The 15952-nt window shown below is 58.0% G+C and carries 16 protein-coding genes; 5 read left to right on the top strand and 11 right to left on the bottom strand.

Annotated elements, in window-relative coordinates:
* Positions 1 to 48: 48 nt before the first annotated feature.
* Positions 49 to 924: a ParB/RepB/Spo0J family partition protein gene (locus F8B91_RS15705; RefSeq protein WP_196504785.1), complete on the top strand. Its 876-nt coding sequence runs from the start codon at positions 49 to 51 to the stop codon at positions 922 to 924.
* 48 nt (positions 925 to 972) lie between these two features.
* Here F8B91_RS15705 and holA read toward each other — a convergent pair whose 3' ends face one another.
* From holA to leuS, 3 genes are read right to left on the bottom strand one after another with little or no spacing between them, the layout of a single operon-like run.
* Positions 973 to 1977, bottom strand: coding sequence for a DNA polymerase III subunit delta (gene holA / locus F8B91_RS15700; RefSeq protein ID WP_196504784.1), 1005 nt, complete (start codon positions 1975 to 1977; stop codon positions 973 to 975).
* A 3-nt stretch (positions 1978 to 1980) separates the two neighbouring features.
* Positions 1981 to 2481, bottom strand: a complete 501-nt coding sequence (locus F8B91_RS15695) for a hypothetical protein (RefSeq protein ID WP_196504783.1) — start codon at positions 2479 to 2481, stop codon at positions 1981 to 1983.
* Positions 2475 to 5057, bottom strand: coding sequence for a leucine--tRNA ligase (leuS, locus tag F8B91_RS15690; RefSeq protein ID WP_196504782.1), 2583 nt, complete (start codon positions 5055 to 5057; stop codon positions 2475 to 2477). The genes F8B91_RS15695 and leuS overlap by 7 nt, the downstream gene beginning before the upstream one ends.
* Before the next feature lie 77 nt (positions 5058 to 5134).
* Between leuS and F8B91_RS15685 the strand changes: the two genes are divergently transcribed.
* Complete coding sequence (locus F8B91_RS15685) at positions 5135 to 5770, top strand: YggS family pyridoxal phosphate-dependent enzyme (protein ID WP_196504781.1); 636 nt, start codon at positions 5135 to 5137, stop codon at positions 5768 to 5770.
* Here F8B91_RS15685 and F8B91_RS15680 read toward each other — a convergent pair.
* Together F8B91_RS15680 and F8B91_RS15675 are read right to left on the bottom strand one after the other, a co-directional pair.
* Positions 5760 to 6317 (bottom strand): hypothetical protein, encoded by a 558-nt coding sequence (locus tag F8B91_RS15680; RefSeq protein WP_196504780.1) that lies wholly within the window; start codon positions 6315 to 6317, stop codon positions 5760 to 5762. The genes F8B91_RS15685 and F8B91_RS15680 overlap by 11 nt on opposite strands.
* Positions 6314 to 6793, bottom strand: a complete 480-nt coding sequence (locus F8B91_RS15675; protein WP_348641807.1) for a L,D-transpeptidase family protein — start codon at positions 6791 to 6793, stop codon at positions 6314 to 6316. The genes F8B91_RS15680 and F8B91_RS15675 overlap by 4 nt, the downstream gene beginning before the upstream one ends.
* Positions 6794 to 6906: 113 nt before the next feature.
* Between F8B91_RS15675 and F8B91_RS15670 the strand changes: the two genes are divergently transcribed.
* Positions 6907 to 7593 carry a response regulator transcription factor gene (locus F8B91_RS15670; RefSeq protein WP_196504779.1) on the top strand — a complete coding sequence of 229 codons (687 nt, stop codon included), beginning with the start codon at positions 6907 to 6909 and terminating at the stop codon, positions 7591 to 7593.
* 69 nt (positions 7594 to 7662) lie between these two features.
* Positions 7663 to 8130 (top strand): Crp/Fnr family transcriptional regulator, encoded by a 468-nt coding sequence (locus tag F8B91_RS15665; RefSeq protein WP_196504778.1) that lies wholly within the window; start codon positions 7663 to 7665, stop codon positions 8128 to 8130.
* Here the strand turns inward: F8B91_RS15665 and xth are convergent.
* The 6 genes from xth to F8B91_RS15635 all read right to left on the bottom strand — a co-directional run bounded on the left by xth (position 8127) and on the right by F8B91_RS15635 (position 14499).
* Positions 8127 to 8930 (bottom strand): exodeoxyribonuclease III, encoded by an 804-nt coding sequence (xth, locus tag F8B91_RS15660; RefSeq protein ID WP_196504777.1) that lies wholly within the window; start codon positions 8928 to 8930, stop codon positions 8127 to 8129. The two genes, F8B91_RS15665 and xth, sit on opposite strands and share 4 nt — an antisense overlap.
* Before the next feature lie 44 nt (positions 8931 to 8974).
* Entirely contained in the window at positions 8975 to 9607 is a 633-nt protein-coding gene (locus F8B91_RS15655; protein ID WP_196504776.1) for a LolA family protein, read from the bottom strand.
* A 104-nt stretch (positions 9608 to 9711) separates the two neighbouring features.
* On the bottom strand, positions 9712 to 12216 hold the full coding sequence (locus F8B91_RS15650; protein WP_196504775.1) for a DNA translocase FtsK: 2505 nt from the start codon (positions 12214 to 12216) through the stop codon (positions 9712 to 9714).
* Positions 12217 to 12323: 107 nt separating this feature from the next.
* Positions 12324 to 12476 carry a hypothetical protein gene (locus tag F8B91_RS15645; protein WP_196504774.1) on the bottom strand — a complete coding sequence of 51 codons (153 nt, stop codon included), beginning with the start codon at positions 12474 to 12476 and terminating at the stop codon, positions 12324 to 12326.
* A 106-nt stretch (positions 12477 to 12582) separates the two neighbouring features.
* On the bottom strand, positions 12583 to 14109 hold the full coding sequence (locus F8B91_RS15640) for an ammonium transporter (RefSeq protein ID WP_196504773.1): 1527 nt from the start codon (positions 14107 to 14109) through the stop codon (positions 12583 to 12585).
* A 51-nt stretch (positions 14110 to 14160) separates the two neighbouring features.
* Entirely contained in the window at positions 14161 to 14499 is a 339-nt protein-coding gene (locus F8B91_RS15635; RefSeq protein ID WP_196504772.1) for a P-II family nitrogen regulator, read from the bottom strand.
* Between the two features lie 224 nt (positions 14500 to 14723).
* Here F8B91_RS15635 and F8B91_RS15630 point away from each other — a divergent pair, with 224 nt between their 5' ends.
* Positions 14724 to 15950 (top strand): FAD-dependent monooxygenase, encoded by a 1227-nt coding sequence (locus F8B91_RS15630; protein WP_196504771.1) that lies wholly within the window; start codon positions 14724 to 14726, stop codon positions 15948 to 15950.
* The last annotated feature ends 2 nt before the right edge of the window (positions 15951 to 15952 follow it).

Genomic DNA, 15952 nt, shown 5'->3' with positions numbered 1-15952 from the left:
TTCGTATCCAGAACGTTTAAGTAATCTCTTTACTAAAGGACTTTATTCATGACACAGGCACAAAAGCGCAGACTGGGCCGGGGGCTGGCCGCGCTTATCGGCGACGACACCACAGAAGAATCGGTGGTGCAGGATGTGCGCTCGCTCCGCCATGTGCCGATCGAGCTGCTGCATGCCAATCCGCATAATCCGCGTAAGCATTTCGCTGAGGAAGAATTGAACTCCCTGGCGCAGTCGCTGAAGGACAAGGGCCTGCTGCAGCCGCTGGTGGTTCGCCCGCGCGCCGATGGTTCGTTTGAAATCGTGGCCGGTGAACGCCGCTGGCGCGCCAGCCAGCGCGCCGGCCTGCATGATCTGCCGGTACTGATTCGCGAGCTGGACGACAAAGAGACGCTGGAAATCGCGCTCATTGAAAACATCCAGCGCAGCGATCTCAATCCGCTGGAAGAGGCGCGTGCCTACCGCCAGCTGATGGAACAATATGACTACACCCAGCAGGCGCTGGCTGATTCGATTCACAAGAGCCGCAGCCACATCGCCAATACGATGCGCCTGCTCAATCTGCCGGATGCAACGCAAAAGCAGATCGAAGAAGGAAGTCTCACTGCTGGCCATGCGCGCGCGCTGATCGCGACTGATTCGCCGGAAGAACTGGCTGAGAAGATCATCAAGCTGAACCTCTCGGTGCGTCAGGCGGAAGACCTGGCGCGTGAGCAGGCACCGGCTGGGCGGCGCAAGGGTGCTGCATCTGCAGCGCCGGAAAAGGATGCCGATACACGGGCGATTGAGAAGCAGCTCAGCGAGATCATGGGGCTGAGCGTTGCGATCAAGCACAAGGACAAGCTGGGCGGACAGGTGGTGATCAGCTACAAGACACTCGATCAGCTGGACGAAGTGATCAAGAAACTGGGCGGGTCGCTGTAGCTCGCCCGCTTGCGGAAGAAGGTGGCGTGCAAGCGCCGGGTGAGGGATTTAGGACGCCTTGCTCCGGCACATCCTCGCCAGTGACAACAGCGTGCGGCTGTTGATGGCCTCGGACAGAGCAGCGAATTTTCTGGATTGAAGGCTGGCATCCAGGATGGTGGTTTGGATTTGCACCAAATCATCCAGTGACAAAATCCGAAGCTGGTTCATGATGGCGGGTTTGCGCTTGAAGAAAATCGGCGGCTTGGCGGCGCGGACTGCGGCATCAGCATTCATGCCGCGCTCCATCTCGACGCGCAAAGCTTGCAGCTTGTTAAGATGAAGCTGGAACAGCGCAAAGAATGAACGCAACTCTCCCGACAGAGACTGATCGATCCGGTCCACCGTTTCGAGATCACCCGCCAGCACACCGTCAATCAATTCATCCGCATTGAACTCTGCGGTGTTGCCGCAGATCGCCTGTACATCCGCAACCGGAATTTCGTTTTGGCCATGGGCATAGAGCGCGAGTTTTTCGGCCTCCTGCGTGACGATGGCGCGGTCGGCACCGGCGGTAGAGAAAAATTCTTCCTCGGCATCTTCTCCCCAGCTCAAGCCTTGTGCACTAAGCAGCTTGGCGATGCGCGCGCGCAGGCGTCCTTCGTCTTCTTCATAGATGACCAGCGACTGGAAAAGCGGAGCGGCCTCACAGGCGGCGCGCAGTTTGGAGGATTTGCTGAGATTGCCACCCAGTGCCACCACAAAATTCGCTGTGGTGGGATGATTGATCGCGGCATCGAGAAATTTCAATCCATTGTCGTCGGCGGGTTCGACCAGCAGGACCTGCCGGTCACCCAGCAAAGACAAAGACAGAAACTGATCAGCGAAAGAGCCGGGGCTGTCCTTGGCGGCGCTGATATCAACGCGCTGGCTTTCGCCACCCAAGGCCACGATCACCTGTCGGCCCAGAAGTGAAACCGCCGCTTCATCGGCACCATGGATGAGGATGCCATTGGCGCCGCTGACGCGGCGTTTGAGAAAGCCTTCAAACTCTTCCTCGCGCAGAACGCCCAAGGATCAGCCTTGATGTGCGGAAAGATAAGCGGCCAGGCGCAGGCGGATATCCTGGCCCAGTTCCTTGGCCGCGCGGGTGCGGGCATTGTCGGCGGCTTGTAAATCCGCCACCGGAATTTTCAGCGTGTTGAATTCCACATTCGAGAAGGTGTCACCGCTGGTGATGACCTTGCTGCTTTGCGTATCGACCAGCTCGTAATGGCCCTGCAGATTGTAGCGCTGACGGGCCAGATTGCCGGAGGAGAACGTGGTGACGCCGATCACGCCTTCGCGCACGGCGAGCTTGAGATCATAACGTTGACGGCCGGTATTAGCGCCGTCGAGCAATTCATTGCGCACCAGCTGGCCGGCGCGGTCATGCTGTTCCTGCACTGACATGGCAGCAAGGGTCGTGGCCACATTGCCACCGCCTGATGCTGTTCCATAAAGCGGCCGATAGGTGCCGCAGCCGGCAAGGGCGACCGCCAGCAAAACCAGCAGGGGAATGCTCAAAGCCTTCAGCATACGATGTTCACAATCCTGTCGGGCACGACGATGATCTTCCTTGCAGGCTTGCCTTCCATGGCGCGCTTGACGTTCTCGAGAGCCAGAACTTGCCCTTCCAGAGCCTTTTGATCAAGGCCCTTGGCAACCTTGATCTCGTCGCGGCGCTTGCCATTGACCTGAATGGCGATGGTCACTTCATCTTCGACCAGAAGCTCAGGCAGCGCCTTGGGCCAGGGCGTATCAACCACGGCCGTGGCATGGCCCAGCGCCTTCCAGCTTTCCTCAGCCAAATGCGGCATCATTGGGGCCATCAGCAAGGTGAGGTATTCCGCCGCTTCGCGGCAGGCGGCATCCAGACTGGGAGAACGCCTTTCGGCGGCAAGCCCGGCATTCAGCGCATTGGCCAACTTGTAGAGATTAGCGATTGCCACGTTGAAATACAGGTTATCGAGATTGCCTGTAATAGCGGATGCGATCTGATGGGTGGTGCGGCGCAGTGCAATGCCGTCAGCACCCGTGTCAGGTGCGGATTTCGGCAAGGCGGCAGCTTCATTGACCTGACGCCAGATTTTCTGGGTGAAACGCCAAGAGGCTTCGGCACCTGATTCCGTCCATTCGAGATCACGCTCGGGCGGCGTATCCGACAGCATGAACCAGCGGGCCGTGTCAGCGCCGTAAGCAGCGATGATGGTATCGGGATCAACCACATTCTTCTTGGACTTGGACATCTTTTCGATGCCGCCCAGAATGATGCTTTCGCCATTCTTGGCGTGAACCCAGGCACCGTCCTTCTCCACCACTTCCACGGGCAAAACCCATTCGCCCTTTTCGGTGCGGTAGGTTTCATGCACCACCATGCCCTGGGTGAACAGATTGGCAAAGGGCTCGGCCACATTGGGCTGGCCGATCTTCATCATGGCGCGCGCGTAAAAGCGCGAATAGAGCAGATGCAGAATGGCGTGTTCCACGCCACCGATATATTGATCGACGGGCAGCCAATATTTGCCGGCGGCGGGATCGACTGGTTGATCGGCCTGCGGTGAGGCGAAGCGGGCATAGTACCAGCTGGAATCGATGAAGGTGTCGAAGGTGTCGGTCTCGCGTTCGGCCTTGCCGCCACATTTGGGGCAATCGACGTGACGCCAGGTGGGGTGATGCAGCAGCGGGTTGCCAGGTTTGTCGAACTTGGCATCTTCCGGCAGCGTGACCGGCAGCTGGTCCTTCGGCACCGGAACGATGCCGCAGGATTTGCAGTGAATGACCGGAATGGGACAGCCCCAATAGCGCTGGCGCGACACGCCCCAATCACGCAGGCGGAAATTCACGACGCGCTTGGCATGAGCCGTGGCTTCCATGCGCTTGGCCATTTCGGCCTTGGCGGCTTCAACAGTCAGGCCATTCAAGAAATCGGAATTGATGAGCTTGGCTTCTTCGCCGTCTTTTTCCAGATAGGGCCCGTTCGATACATCGACCGCTGCCCCATCCTGGGGGCCGACGACGGGCAGGATTGGCAAATTGTATTTGGTGGCGAAATCCCAGTCGCGCTGATCATGCGCGGGGCAGCCGAAAATGGCGCCCTCGCCATAGCCCATCAGCACGAAATTGGCGGCATATACCGGCAGCTTCTTCGATTTGTCGAAGGGATGCAGCGCGTAAAGGCCGAGCGGATAGCCCTTCTTCTCGGCGCGCTCGATGTTTTCTTCCGAGGTGCCAAGTGCTGCCACGTCCTGGCGGAACTTTGCGAGGCCTGCATCGGTCTCGCTGATTTTCTTGGCGAGCGGATGGTCGGCGGATACGGCACAGAAACTCGCGCCGAACAGCGTGTCGTGGCGCGTGGTGTAAACTGTGAGGCCGCCTTCGACTGGCTTGTCGTTGGCATCGACCAGATCAAAGGTGAAGCGCAGGCCTTCCGAACGGCCGATCCAGTTCTTCTGCATAAGGCGCACTTTTTCCGGCCAGTCCTGCAGCGTATCAAGTGCCGAGAGCAGTTCTTGCGCGTAATCGGTGATCTTCAGGAACCACTGGGCAAGCTCACGCTTTTCGACGGGTGCGCCCGAGCGCCAACCCTTGCCGTCAATCACCTGTTCATTGGCCAGCACGGTGTGATCGACCGGGTCCCAGTTTACCTGTGAGACGCGGCGCTCGACCAGATTGGCGCCGAGGAAATCCACGAACATCGCCTGCTCATGCTTGTAATAGCTTGGGTCGCAGGTGGCGAATTCGCGGCTCCAATCGAGCGAGAGGCCCATGCTTTTCAGCTGGCTCTTCATCGACGCGATGTTCTCATAGGTCCAGCCCTTGGGGTGGACGCCACGCTCGATGGCGGCATTTTCAGCCGGCATGCCGAACGCGTCCCAGCCCATCGGATGCAGCACATTGTAGCCGCAGGCACGCCTGAAGCGCGCGATCACATCGCCCATCGTATAATTGCGCACGTGACCCATATGGATGCGGCCTGAGGGATAGGGGAACATCTCAAGGACGTAATATTTCGGCCTGCCCGCGTCTTCTGTCGCCTCAAAGCTTTTGGCCGAGGCCCAATGGGCCTGCCATTTGGGTTCAGCTTCGCGGTGATTGTAACGTTCGACGGCCAAAATATCATTCCTGCTCAGGTTTGGGAGGTTCCGTACCAGTCCTTGAAAAGCGGCGCAACCACGGTCATAGACGGGCCATGAGCGATGCGGTGACCAGGCTTAAGGCGGTGAATGCGAAGATTGGCGGCAGGGCCAGGCTGGTCGCTGTGTCCAAGACCTTTGAGGCCGATGAAATCGTGCCGGTGCTGGAGGCAGGGCAGCGCATTTTCGGTGAAAACCGGGTGCAGGAAGCGCAAGGCAAATGGCCGGGCTTGCGGGCCAGGTTTGAGGGCATCGAACTCCATCTAATTGGCCCCCTGCAGAGCAACAAGGCGGCTGAGGCCGTGGCGCTGTTTGACGTGATCCAGACGATTGATCGGCCCAAGATTGCCGAAGCTATCGCCAAGGAAATGGCCAAGCAAGGCAAGCCGCTCAAATGCTTTGTGCAGGTGAATACGGGGCGTGAGCCGCAGAAGGCCGGAGTGATGCCGGAGGATGTGGATGGCTTCCTGAAATCCTGCCCCCTCGCCGTGGCCGGGTTGATGTGCATTCCGCCCGCCGAGGACGATCCGCAACCGCATTTCAAAATGCTGAAGGACATGGCCACGCGGCATGGCCTGACGGAGCTTTCGATGGGGATGAGCGGCGATTTTGAAACCGCACTTGAAGAAGGTGCTACTTACGTGCGCGTCGGTTCCGCAATCTTTGGGTCGCGACCCAAGATCACCGGCTAGCCCGCGCCAGAATGCGGCGGCGGATGAAGCCGCTGCCCAGGCGGATCGCGATCCAATAGGGCCTGAACCGGTTCAAGCTTTTCTGGTCAGGACAATAAACGCGGGTTTCGGTGACAAGATCGATCAAGCCATCGGCGCGCGCGATGGCACTGTAGGCCATGACTAGTCGAGATACGCCGGGCATGTTGAAGTGCTTGAAGGCGTCCGGAGAGTCCAAATGTTCCAAGCCGTAATCAAGCTGCCAGAAGCGTCCGGCCATTCCATAGACCAGCGCATGCGGTGACTCTCCGAGAAGTGTGAAATTATCCAAGCCAAACCGTGCACAGCCCGCAATGGCGGAATGGCCGCCCAACTTGGCCCAAATCCGCGACGGCGCCTCGCGCAGATCCATCATGAAGCGCATCACTTTGTCCTGGCTAACATCGAATGATTTGAGCGTGGCGAGAATGGTTTCAGCCGAGCCTGTAACAACGGCGCCGTGCCGCTCCTTGAACTGCGCCTGAGGCAGCCAGCGGGCCGTGATTTCACCAGCGTCTCCACTGCTCATCGAATCACCAAGCAGGTGTGTTTCGAACAAGCCGCGAGGACCAGCTTCATGTCACGCGCGCTAAGCGCGACGCAGCCTTCGGTGAAAGTCGCACCATCGCGGATCAGGTGGAAGAAAATGGCGCTGCCGCCACCCTGCACGCGCGGGCGCCGGTTGTGATCGGTGGTGAAAAGCAGGTCATAGGCCGTATCGTCTCGCCACAGATTTTCGTGCGAGGCCACAAATGGAAGTCTGATCTTGCGATTGTAATCCTTGTGGCCTTTAGCGTCGCACCAGCCATCATTCGGCTTGAGCGGCTTCATCTTCAGCGGGGTCTTGAATCGGTTTTGCCGATCTTGACGGAAATAGGGCTGTTCCAGCTTCCAGCGGCCTTTGGGGCTTTTGCCGTCGCCTTCGCGCTTGAAGAAAGTCTGGCCGTTTTTGCCCAGGATGCAGCGGAAAGAGCGGTGGCCAAGTTGCAGGACACCGCGATGCACGTTAGAATTGATCGCGCGGACAAAAATATATGTTATGGCTGTGGTCACAAGTTCTTGTCTTTGCTCTTTTTCCGGAGTGAGGCAATAGTGCGCCCAAGCCCAGATGGACTCACATGACCAATACCAAAAAACTTCTGATCATTGATGATGATGATGCCCTTCGCGAAACGCTGAAGGACCAATTTTCACTCCACGATGAATTCTCGGTGGAGGAAGCCGCCACCGCTGGGGCGGGTGTAAAGGCATTGAAGGCTGAGCATGCCGATCTTGTCATTCTCGACGTCAATCTGCCTGACATGGATGGCCGCGAGGCCTGCAAGCTGATGCGCAAGAACGGCTACAAGGGCCCCGTTGTGATGCTCACGGCCGAGGGGTCTGATGCCGACACGATTCTGGGCCTCGATTCAGGTGCCAATGATTATGTGCTGAAGCCATTCCGCTTTGCGGTTTTGCTGGCGCGCATCCGCTCGCATTTGCGGCAGCATGAACAAAGCGAAGATGCGGTGTTCCAGGTAGGCCCCTATCAGTTCAAGCCGGCTTCCAAGGTTCTGATTCGCGACGATGCCAAGAAAATTCGGCTGACGGAAAAAGAAACCTCGATCATCAAGTTCCTGTACCGGGCCGGCGAAACGCCGATCACCCGCGAAACGCTGTTGGCGGACGTCTGGGGTTACAATGCCGGTGTTTCCACCCATACGCTGGAAACCCATATTTACCGCCTGCGCCAGAAGATCGAGCGCGACCCGGCGCATGCCGAAATCCTGATCACCGAAGGCGGCGGCTATAAACTGGTGCCTTGATCTTTGCGGGCTTTGGGATTCTAACAACTTTATGGCGACTCAGGGGGCTTCTACCCAAACGGAATCAGCATGAGCGTGCGTGCCGATACGCAAACGCTGCTGCAGCTGCCTGTGTTCAAGGGCTGCGATCCCGTGGCTTTGCAAATCCTGGCCTTCGCTGCCGAGCGGCAGGATTTCGGCCCGGGCGATGACATCATCACCAAGGGCAAGAAGAGCAAGGCGGCCTATCTCATTCTGGACGGCAAAGTCAGCCTGCATGATGGTGAAGATGCCTACGGCTTTGCCGAAGCCGGCGCCCTTCTGGGCGAAATGAGCATGCTGCGGCAAGGCCCCTATACAATAACCGGTACTGCCGAAGGCCCGGTGGCCACGGTAGCCATTGCGCCCGCGCTATTTGCCCGCGTGACGCAGGAATTTCCGGATTTCGGCAAAATGGTTCTGCGCAATCTTTCGGAACGGCTGGAGCTGCATATGCGCGAGCTGGAATCAGTGCGCGCGGCACTGACGCGGGCGCGAAGCTTTTCGGATCTCGGTTAGCCGAAATCCATCATCACCGGCACATGGTCTGATGGCTGGGTCCAGCCGCGCGCTTCTTTCAGCACGACGAGATTTTTCGCCTTGGCGGCAAGCTTGGGTGTGACCAGGATGTGATCGAGCCTGCGGCCTTTGTTGGCCAGTTGCCAATTGGCGCTGCGGTAGCTCCACCACGTGTAGAGTTTTTCGGATGGGGGCACTTGATTTCGCATTACGTCGACCCAACCACCGGCCTTGAGCATCTTGTCGAAGCGTTCGGTTTCCGGCGGGGTGTGCGAGACCACTTTCAAGAGCTGCTTGTGGCTCCACACGTCATGTTCCAGCGGCGCCACATTGAGATCGCCTACCATGATGGCCTCGCCATCCTTCGGGTAAGCATGGTTCTTCGACCATTCTTCCATCTCTTCGAGGAAGCCAAGCTTGTGGGCGAATTTGATGTTGATCTCGGTATCAGGTTCATCGCCACCGGCGGGCACATAGAGATTGTGCAAAGTGAAAGGATTCTTGCCGTCAAATCTCACGCTGACATGACGGCAATCACCCTTCAGGCAGAAGTCGCGCGAATGCTGGGTGTGGAAGGGAAGGCGCGAGACAATCGCCACGCCATGATAACCCTTCTGACCGAATTCGGCGATGTGAGTGTAGCCCAGCTCAGTCAATGATTTTGAGGGAAATTGCCCCTGCGGGCATTTGGTTTCCTGCAGGCAGAGAATATCGGGCTGGTGCTCCTTCAGGAGCTTTTCAACAAGACCGATGCGCAGTCTGACGGAGTTGATATTCCAAGTTGCTAAACGAAATCCCATGCCAATCAAATGGCATGGGACAATGGTTTGTGCAACCCGCTGGCTTAGTCCTTGGTTTTGTTGATATCGCCAGCGACGAAAAGCTTCGGATCAAACTTGCCGCCATATTGCAGATCGGTGAGCTGCACGGTGGTGCGGCGGCTCTTGCTGTCAACGACCGTCCACTGGGTCAATTGCTTGCGCTGTTCGTCAAACATCAGAGTGATGTAGCCACCCAGCTTATCTTTGCGGTCCTGCAGGGAAACGGTGGTGATGCTGTCCTTGGTGTCAAAGGCAATCACATCGGTTTCCGCCAGAAGGTCGATCTGCGGCGAAACCACCAGACGCAGAGGTGTAGCCGAAAGCGGGAACTGGTCGCCGCGTTCACGCTCGCGGTCCTTGATGGTCAGCCAACGGCCGTCAGAGACAACCAGCAAAGGATTTGGTGCAGCGTAGTCGAAGCGTAATTTGCCGGGCTTGGAAATATAGAGAATGCCGGTAGTGAGGCGGCCATTGGCGCCCACCTGGTTGAAGGTGCATTTCAGCGACTGGAAGCTGTTGATGTAATCATTGATGCGGCGCACCGCGGCCTGCTGGTCGCCATTGAGCGGCAAAGCCGGCACCTTGGCTTCTGCCAGTGAAGCAAAGGCCAGAACCAGAACCAGGCCTGCACATAAACGCTGGAAAAACTTGATCATGATACCCTTTCCGAATCTCGATTTAGCGGGGCTCTTAACACGTAATCTTGCTGACAAGCAGGCCAAATTGGGGCGGCCAGATGAGCGAAAGTTCATGAAATAGCTCATGGCCTTGCACTGTCTCCCGGCACCAGGATCTCGCGCTTGCCCTGGCCATTGGGGGCGGAAATCAGCCCCTCCTTCTCCATGCGCTCGATCAAACTGGCGGCCTTGTTGTAGCCCACACTCAGGCGGCGCTGGACGTAAGAGGTGGAAACCTTCTTGTCGCGCAGCACGACTTGCACGGCTTGATCATAAAGTTCATCGCCGGAGCCGCCACCTTCGCCATAAGCCGCAGCACTCTCTTCTCCGCCGCCCTCATCTTCCTCTTCGGTGACGGCCTCGACATATTCAGGCACGCCCTGGGCGCGCAGATGGTTGGTGATTTTTTCGACTTCACCGTCTGACACGAATGGACCATGGGCGCGGGTGATGCGGCCACCGCCGGCCATATAGAGCATGTCGCCCTGGCCCAGCAGCTGTTCTGCCCCCATTTCGCCCAGAATTGTCCGGCTGTCGATTTTCGAGGTGACCTGGAAGGAAATGCGGGTCGGGAAGTTGGCCTTGATGGTGCCGGTGATCACGTCCACCGACGGGCGCTGGGTGGCCATGACTACATGGATACCGGCGGCGCGGGCCTTTTGTGCGAGGCTTTGTACCGAGCCTTCAATGTCCTTGCCGGCCTGCAGCATCAGGTCCGCCATTTCATCGATGATCACGACGATGAAGGGCATATGGGAGAGATCCATCTGCTGTTCTTCAAAAATGGGCTCGCCGGTTTCGGCATTGAAGCCGGTCTGGATGGTGCGGCTCATGGCACCGCCGCCCTTGGCCTTCATCTCCGCCACTTTGGCATTGTAGCCATCGATGTTGCGGACATTGCATTTCGACATCTTGGCGTAGCGCTCATTCATTTCGCGCACCGCCCACTTGAGAGCGACCACGGCTTTGCGCGGATCGGTGACGACGGGTGCCAAGAGATGTGGGATGCCTTCATAGATCGACAATTCCAGCATCTTCGGATCGATCATGATGAGTTTGCACTTGTCCGGAGACAGGCGGTAGAGCAGCGACAGGATGAGTGTGTTGATGCCGACGGATTTGCCCGAGCCGGTGGTACCGGCGATCAGCACGTGCGGCATGCGGGCCAAATCGGCATAGACCGGCTCGCCGCCGATATTCTTGCCGAGCACGACGGTGAGGCCGGTCTGGTTCTTGATGAAGGCTTCGTTCTGGAACATCTCGCGGATGTAAACCATCTCGCGCTTCGAATTGGGCAGTTCAATGCCGATGGCATTGCGGCCGGGCACGACCGCAACACGAGCCGCGATGGCACTCATCGACCGGGCAATGTCATCGGCCAGCGAAATCACGCGCGAGGATTTGATGCCGGGGGCGGGCTCGAGTTCATACAGCGTAACGACAGGGCCGGGGCGCACGGCGATGATCTGGCCGCGCACGCCGAAATCTTCCAGCACGCCCTCAAGGCGGCGGGCATTCTCTTCCAGCTGTTCCTTCGAGAGTTCGGGCAGCTTGCCGATTTTCTTTGGCTCGCTGAGGAGATCAAGCGAAGGCAGTTCGAATTTGTTTCTGACAGGCTTGGTGGACGCGCGTGGGGCGGCCTTGGCGCGGGAAGGCTGGGGCGCTTCTTCGTCCTCGTCCTCGAATTCCTCATCCGCCTCTGGCTGGTCATCCATGTCGAAGGGCGGCTCGTCTTCGGCGTCGAATTCTTCATCCTGTTCGGCAACAGGGCGCTTCAGGCTCAGAGGCGAGAAGCGGCCGAGGGCATCGCCCTGTTCCTCATCATCCATATCTGAGGAGATGGCGGGCTCCTTGCGGCGCTTCGGCTTGGCAGGGCGGTCCACCAGTTTGTTCAACCACAGAAGGAAGCGCGAAGGCTCTTTCGGCATGACTGCAGCGGCGGCGGCCTTTTTGCCTTTCTTGGCTGGCGGTTTTTTCGCGGGCTTCAAAAAAGCGAAGAAGGCGACGATCTGCGCGGTTTCGAGTCCGAAGCTTTTCAGCACAGTCCACCAGGTGGCGGCGGCAAAGACCAGAAACACTATGGCTTCGGCGATGCTGCCCTTGATGCCAATCGATAGCAGCGAGAGAATGGCGGCGGTGATCACTTCGCCGATATTGCCACCCAGGCCTGAGGCCAGCGGCCAGGTCGCAGGGGCTGGCATGGTGGCCAACAGGCAGGCAAAGCTCAAAGTGCTGGCCAGCCAATAGGCTAAAGCGGATTTTGGGTTTTCAATTGACTCATGCTTGAACAAGGCCGAGGCCCAGCGCAGCGGAATGAAGATGAAGGCCAGAACGCCCAGACCCAAAAACTGCATCAGCTGATCGGCGATGACCGCGCCGAACGTGCCAAACCAATTTTCAGCCTTGGTGCCAGTGGCATGATTGAAGGATGGATCGCTGACTGACCAGGAACTCAGGGACAACGCGACGATGACGATAAGGCCGGTGAGGGCCATGGCGCCGCCTTCCAGGAAGCGGTTGCGCATGAAACGACGCAAAGCGGCCGGAATGGTTGATTCGTCGGTCTCAAATGAATCATGGACGGCCATGCGGAACTCCCACGCGAAGCGAAACCGCTTCGCGGCATAACAATTGGTTAATGCGAGTTTGCCCGTTCAGGGTTAAGAGGCGGTAAATCCGGGCCTGATTTCGGCGCTCAAGATGTCCAGCTAAACAGGGTGATCAGCCAGGCAAACATCTGGGTGTATTTTGAACGCCTGAAACGCGTGAGGGTGAATTTGCTGCGCTGATCCAGGCTGACCCTCTCGCCGGCCCCCTCTTCCGCGTCACCTTGCCATTCTTCTCTCATGTTCCGTCCCTCGCCCGGACCCTAATGTAGGAGCGCCCGCACAAAAGAAAACCCCCGCCGAAGCGGGGGCTCGTAGTTTGACCTCGGGAGGAACGAGGGCTGTGATTTAGTTAAAGGCGCGTTCGCCATGGCTCGAAATGTCGAGACCTTCGCGTTCGCTTTGCTCATCCACACGCAGACCCACAGTATATTTGCAGATCAGGCAGGCGATGAAGCTGACGACGGCCGAGAGGATGATGGCCGTGAGGACATCCACCACCTGGGCGTACATCTGCGCCGAGAAGATATAATCGAAAGCCTTGGTTGAGGTATCCACCGCCAGATAGTTGGTGGTGCCGGTGCCATTCAAAGCCGGGTTCACGAAGATACCGGTCAGAAGGGCGCCGAGGATGCCGCCGATGCCATGCACGCCGAAGACGTCCAGCGCATCGTCGTAACCAAACAGCGGCTTCAGCCAGATCACGGCGAAGAGGCAGACGAAACCAGCTGCCAGGCCGATGAAGATAGCGCCCATCGGACCCACCCAGCCGCAGGCCGGGGTGATGGCGACGAGGCCAGCCACTGCACCAGAGGCAGCGCCGAGCAGCGAAGCATGTTTCTTGGTCACAAATTCACCGAACGACCAGGCCAGAGCCGCACCAGCGGTGCCAAGCATGGTGTTCAGGAATGCGAGACCAGCAACGCCGTTGGCTTCGAGGTTGGAACCGGCATTGAAGCCGAACCAGCCGAAGAACAGCAAGCCAGTGCCGAGCAGCGTGGTGACCAGGTTGTGCGGAGCCATTGATTCCTTGCCGAGGCCAACGCGCTTGCCGAGCATAAGGCAGCAGACGAGGCCAGCAATACCGGCATTGATATGCACGACTGAACCACCGGCGAAGTCGATCGCACCCTTGTTGAACAGCCAGCCGTTGGAGGCGTTGACTGCATCATTATAGGCGTTGAGGACTTCATCGATCTTGGCCTGATCCGTGCCGGCAGAAGCCAGCTTGGCCAAGAAGTCGGTCGCTGAAGCATCACCCACGCAGGACTTTACAACGTCAGCGGCAGCAGCCGAGAGCGTGTAGCAATCCGGACCAGCCCACCACCAGACCATATGGGCCATTGGCAGGTAGGAGAAGGTGAACCAGATGATCATGAACAGGATCACGGCCGAGAACTTCATGCGTTCAGCAAAAGCGCCGACGATCAGAGCCGGCGTGATGCAGGCGAAGGTCATCTGGAAGATGATGTAGACATATTCAGGAAGGTAGACCTCCTTCGAGAAGGTGGCTGCCATGGTGGACGGATTGACGCCAGCCAGGAAGGCCTTGGAAAAGCCGCCCACGAATGGAGCAAGTGCGCCCGTGCCGTTGGTGAAAGCCCAGGAATAGCCGTAAGCCACCCACAAAATGGCGATGAGGCAGAATATGGTGGTCACTTGCATCAGCACCGAAAGCACGTTCTTGGTGCGGACCAGGCCGCCGTAGAACAATGCCAGGCCCGGATAGGTCATCAGTACGACGAGTGCGGTGGCCACCAGCATCCAGGCGGTATCGCCCTTGTTGATCGAGGCTGCGGCGAAGGCGCTGGACGATGTCGCTACGCTAAGCGCCCCTGCGCCCAGGATAGCGGGGAGCAAACGTCCCAGCTTCATATCCCCTATGGTTTTCATTGAAGTACCTTTCACTTTTTCAAATTCCTTGAATTAAAGGGCGGAACCGCCGCTTTCGCCGGTGCGCACGCGGTAGGCTTCATCCAGCGGCAGGACAAAAACCTTGCCGTCGCCGATTTGGCCGGTTTTGGCGGAAGACTTGATGGCATCGACGACCTTGGCGACGACGTCGGATTCAACCGCAACCTCGATCTTCACCTTGGGCACGAAGCTCACGGCATATTCGGCACCACGATAGAATTCCGTGTGGCCGCGCTGGCGGCCGTGGCCCCTCACTTCGGTGACCGTAATGCCCTGAACGCCGATGGCGCCGAGAGCCTCACGAACCTCTTCAAGTTTGAAGGGCTTGATGATGGCTATGATATATTTCATGGACAGGCCTTTCTCCTTATTCATTAACCTCGCGTTTACTTTCAAGCGGCGTGCCAGATTCGATCTGCTCATATATCATTGATTTTGTGTGATTATTTGTGGGGCAGCCACAAATCGGCCGGAATCTATGCCTGTTATTCGTTCAGTTTTTCAGATTTGCACATTATTTGTGCATCGTAGCGAGGCGATTCCATTTCTGCTATTTTGGAGCTAGGTTTCAGGTCATGGACAAGTTTGATGTGATCGTTGCAGGGGCAGGTTTGAACGGGTTGGCCGCAGCCTTGGCGCTAGGTGGCCGTCGCTGCCGCACACCTTTGAAGGTCGCAGTGATCGACCGGGCTGATCCCGCAAAGTTTGCGGTAGCGGCGCACGACTCGCGCTGTTCGGCTTTGACAGCAGCTTCGGTGAACATGCTGCAGGCCTTGGGTGCGTGGAAGGCTATGGCAGCGCAGGCTCAAGCCATGAATAGCATTATCGTGACCAATGCGAAAACGGTGGAGGCGCGCGAAGCGCTGCTGGGCTTTCCGGATCTTTCAGAAAAATCGCCTGCACTGTTTCTGGAGAACCAGTTGATCTTCAAGGGACTGCTGGATGAAATCGGCCAGAGCCCGCAGATCAGTTTCATCACCGGCCACGCGATCAAGGATTTTCAGTTTGGTCCGGGGCTGGCGCAGGTGACGCTTGATGATGGGCGCACGCTGAAAGCCAATCTGGTGATCGGTTGTGATGGGCGCGGATCAGCGTCCCGTGCGGCGGCTGGGATCAAGACGCAAGGCTGGGCCTATGACCAATCCGCAATCACGCTGACGGTGGGGCATGAATTCCCGCATGGTGGCGAGGCGCAGGAACATTTCCATGATCACGGCGTGTTTGCGATTTTGCCGTTGTCCGGAAATCGCTCATCGATCGTGTGGACGGCGCAGCATGATGTGGCGCAGGCGATCTGCGCCTTGCCGGATGATGCGTTTCTGGTGGAACTGGAAAAGCATTTCGGCACGCATCTCGGAAAGCTTGAGCTTCTTTCAGCACGGCATGTCTATCCGCTGGAGCTGAAACTCAGCGACAGTTTCTTCGGCGCACGGCTGGCGTTGATGGGAGATGCGGCGCATGTGGTGCATCCGCTGGCGGGGCTGGGGCTCAATCTCGGCTTCAAGGATGTAGCGGCGCTGGCGGATTGCGTTTTTGAAGCGGCAGCTTTGGGTTCCGATATTGGTTCCGTTGCCGTGCTGGAGACTTATGCTCGTTGGCGGCGGTTTGATACATTCGCCAATGCGGCCTTGATGGACGGCATGAACCGGCTTTTCGCGCAGGACAATGAACCGCTGCGGCTGTTGCGGCATGCGGGGTTGCGTCTGGCGGATAGAATGGGGCCACTGAAAAAAGTTCTGGTGAATGAAGCGGCGGGACTCACCGGCCAAGTGCCGCGCTTGATGCGTGGGCTGGCGGCATAAAC

The organism is Aestuariivirga litoralis (genome assembly GCF_015714715.1).
Classification (GTDB): Bacteria; Pseudomonadota; Alphaproteobacteria; order Rhizobiales; family Aestuariivirgaceae; genus Aestuariivirga; species Aestuariivirga litoralis_A.
The sequence above is the reverse complement of the archived record's forward strand: the minus strand, read 5'-3'. Positions and strand labels throughout refer to the sequence as shown.

Coding starts and splice junctions, on each gene's coding strand:
- xth (WP_196504777.1), bottom strand. CDS start 8,930: ATGGGATTTCGTTTAGCAACTTGGAATATCAACTCCGTCAGACTGCGC.
- F8B91_RS15685 (WP_196504781.1), top strand. CDS start 5,135: ATGAGCGATGCGGTGACCAGGCTTAAGGCGGTGAATGCGAAGATTGGC.
- F8B91_RS15650 (WP_196504775.1), bottom strand. CDS start 12,216: ATGGCCGTCCATGATTCATTTGAGACCGACGAATCAACCATTCCGGCC.
- F8B91_RS15695 (WP_196504783.1), bottom strand. CDS start 2,481: ATGCTGAAGGCTTTGAGCATTCCCCTGCTGGTTTTGCTGGCGGTCGCC.
- F8B91_RS15630 (WP_196504771.1), top strand. CDS start 14,724: ATGGACAAGTTTGATGTGATCGTTGCAGGGGCAGGTTTGAACGGGTTG.
- F8B91_RS15665 (WP_196504778.1), top strand. CDS start 7,663: ATGAGCGTGCGTGCCGATACGCAAACGCTGCTGCAGCTGCCTGTGTTC.
- F8B91_RS15655 (WP_196504776.1), bottom strand. CDS start 9,607: ATGATCAAGTTTTTCCAGCGTTTATGTGCAGGCCTGGTTCTGGTTCTG.
- F8B91_RS15645 (WP_196504774.1), bottom strand. CDS start 12,476: ATGAGAGAAGAATGGCAAGGTGACGCGGAAGAGGGGGCCGGCGAGAGG.
- F8B91_RS15670 (WP_196504779.1), top strand. CDS start 6,907: ATGACCAATACCAAAAAACTTCTGATCATTGATGATGATGATGCCCTT.
- F8B91_RS15635 (WP_196504772.1), bottom strand. CDS start 14,499: ATGAAATATATCATAGCCATCATCAAGCCCTTCAAACTTGAAGAGGTT.
- F8B91_RS15680 (WP_196504780.1), bottom strand. CDS start 6,317: ATGAGCAGTGGAGACGCTGGTGAAATCACGGCCCGCTGGCTGCCTCAG.
- F8B91_RS15640 (WP_196504773.1), bottom strand. CDS start 14,109: ATGAAGCTGGGACGTTTGCTCCCCGCTATCCTGGGCGCAGGGGCGCTT.
- F8B91_RS15705 (WP_196504785.1), top strand. CDS start 49: ATGACACAGGCACAAAAGCGCAGACTGGGCCGGGGGCTGGCCGCGCTT.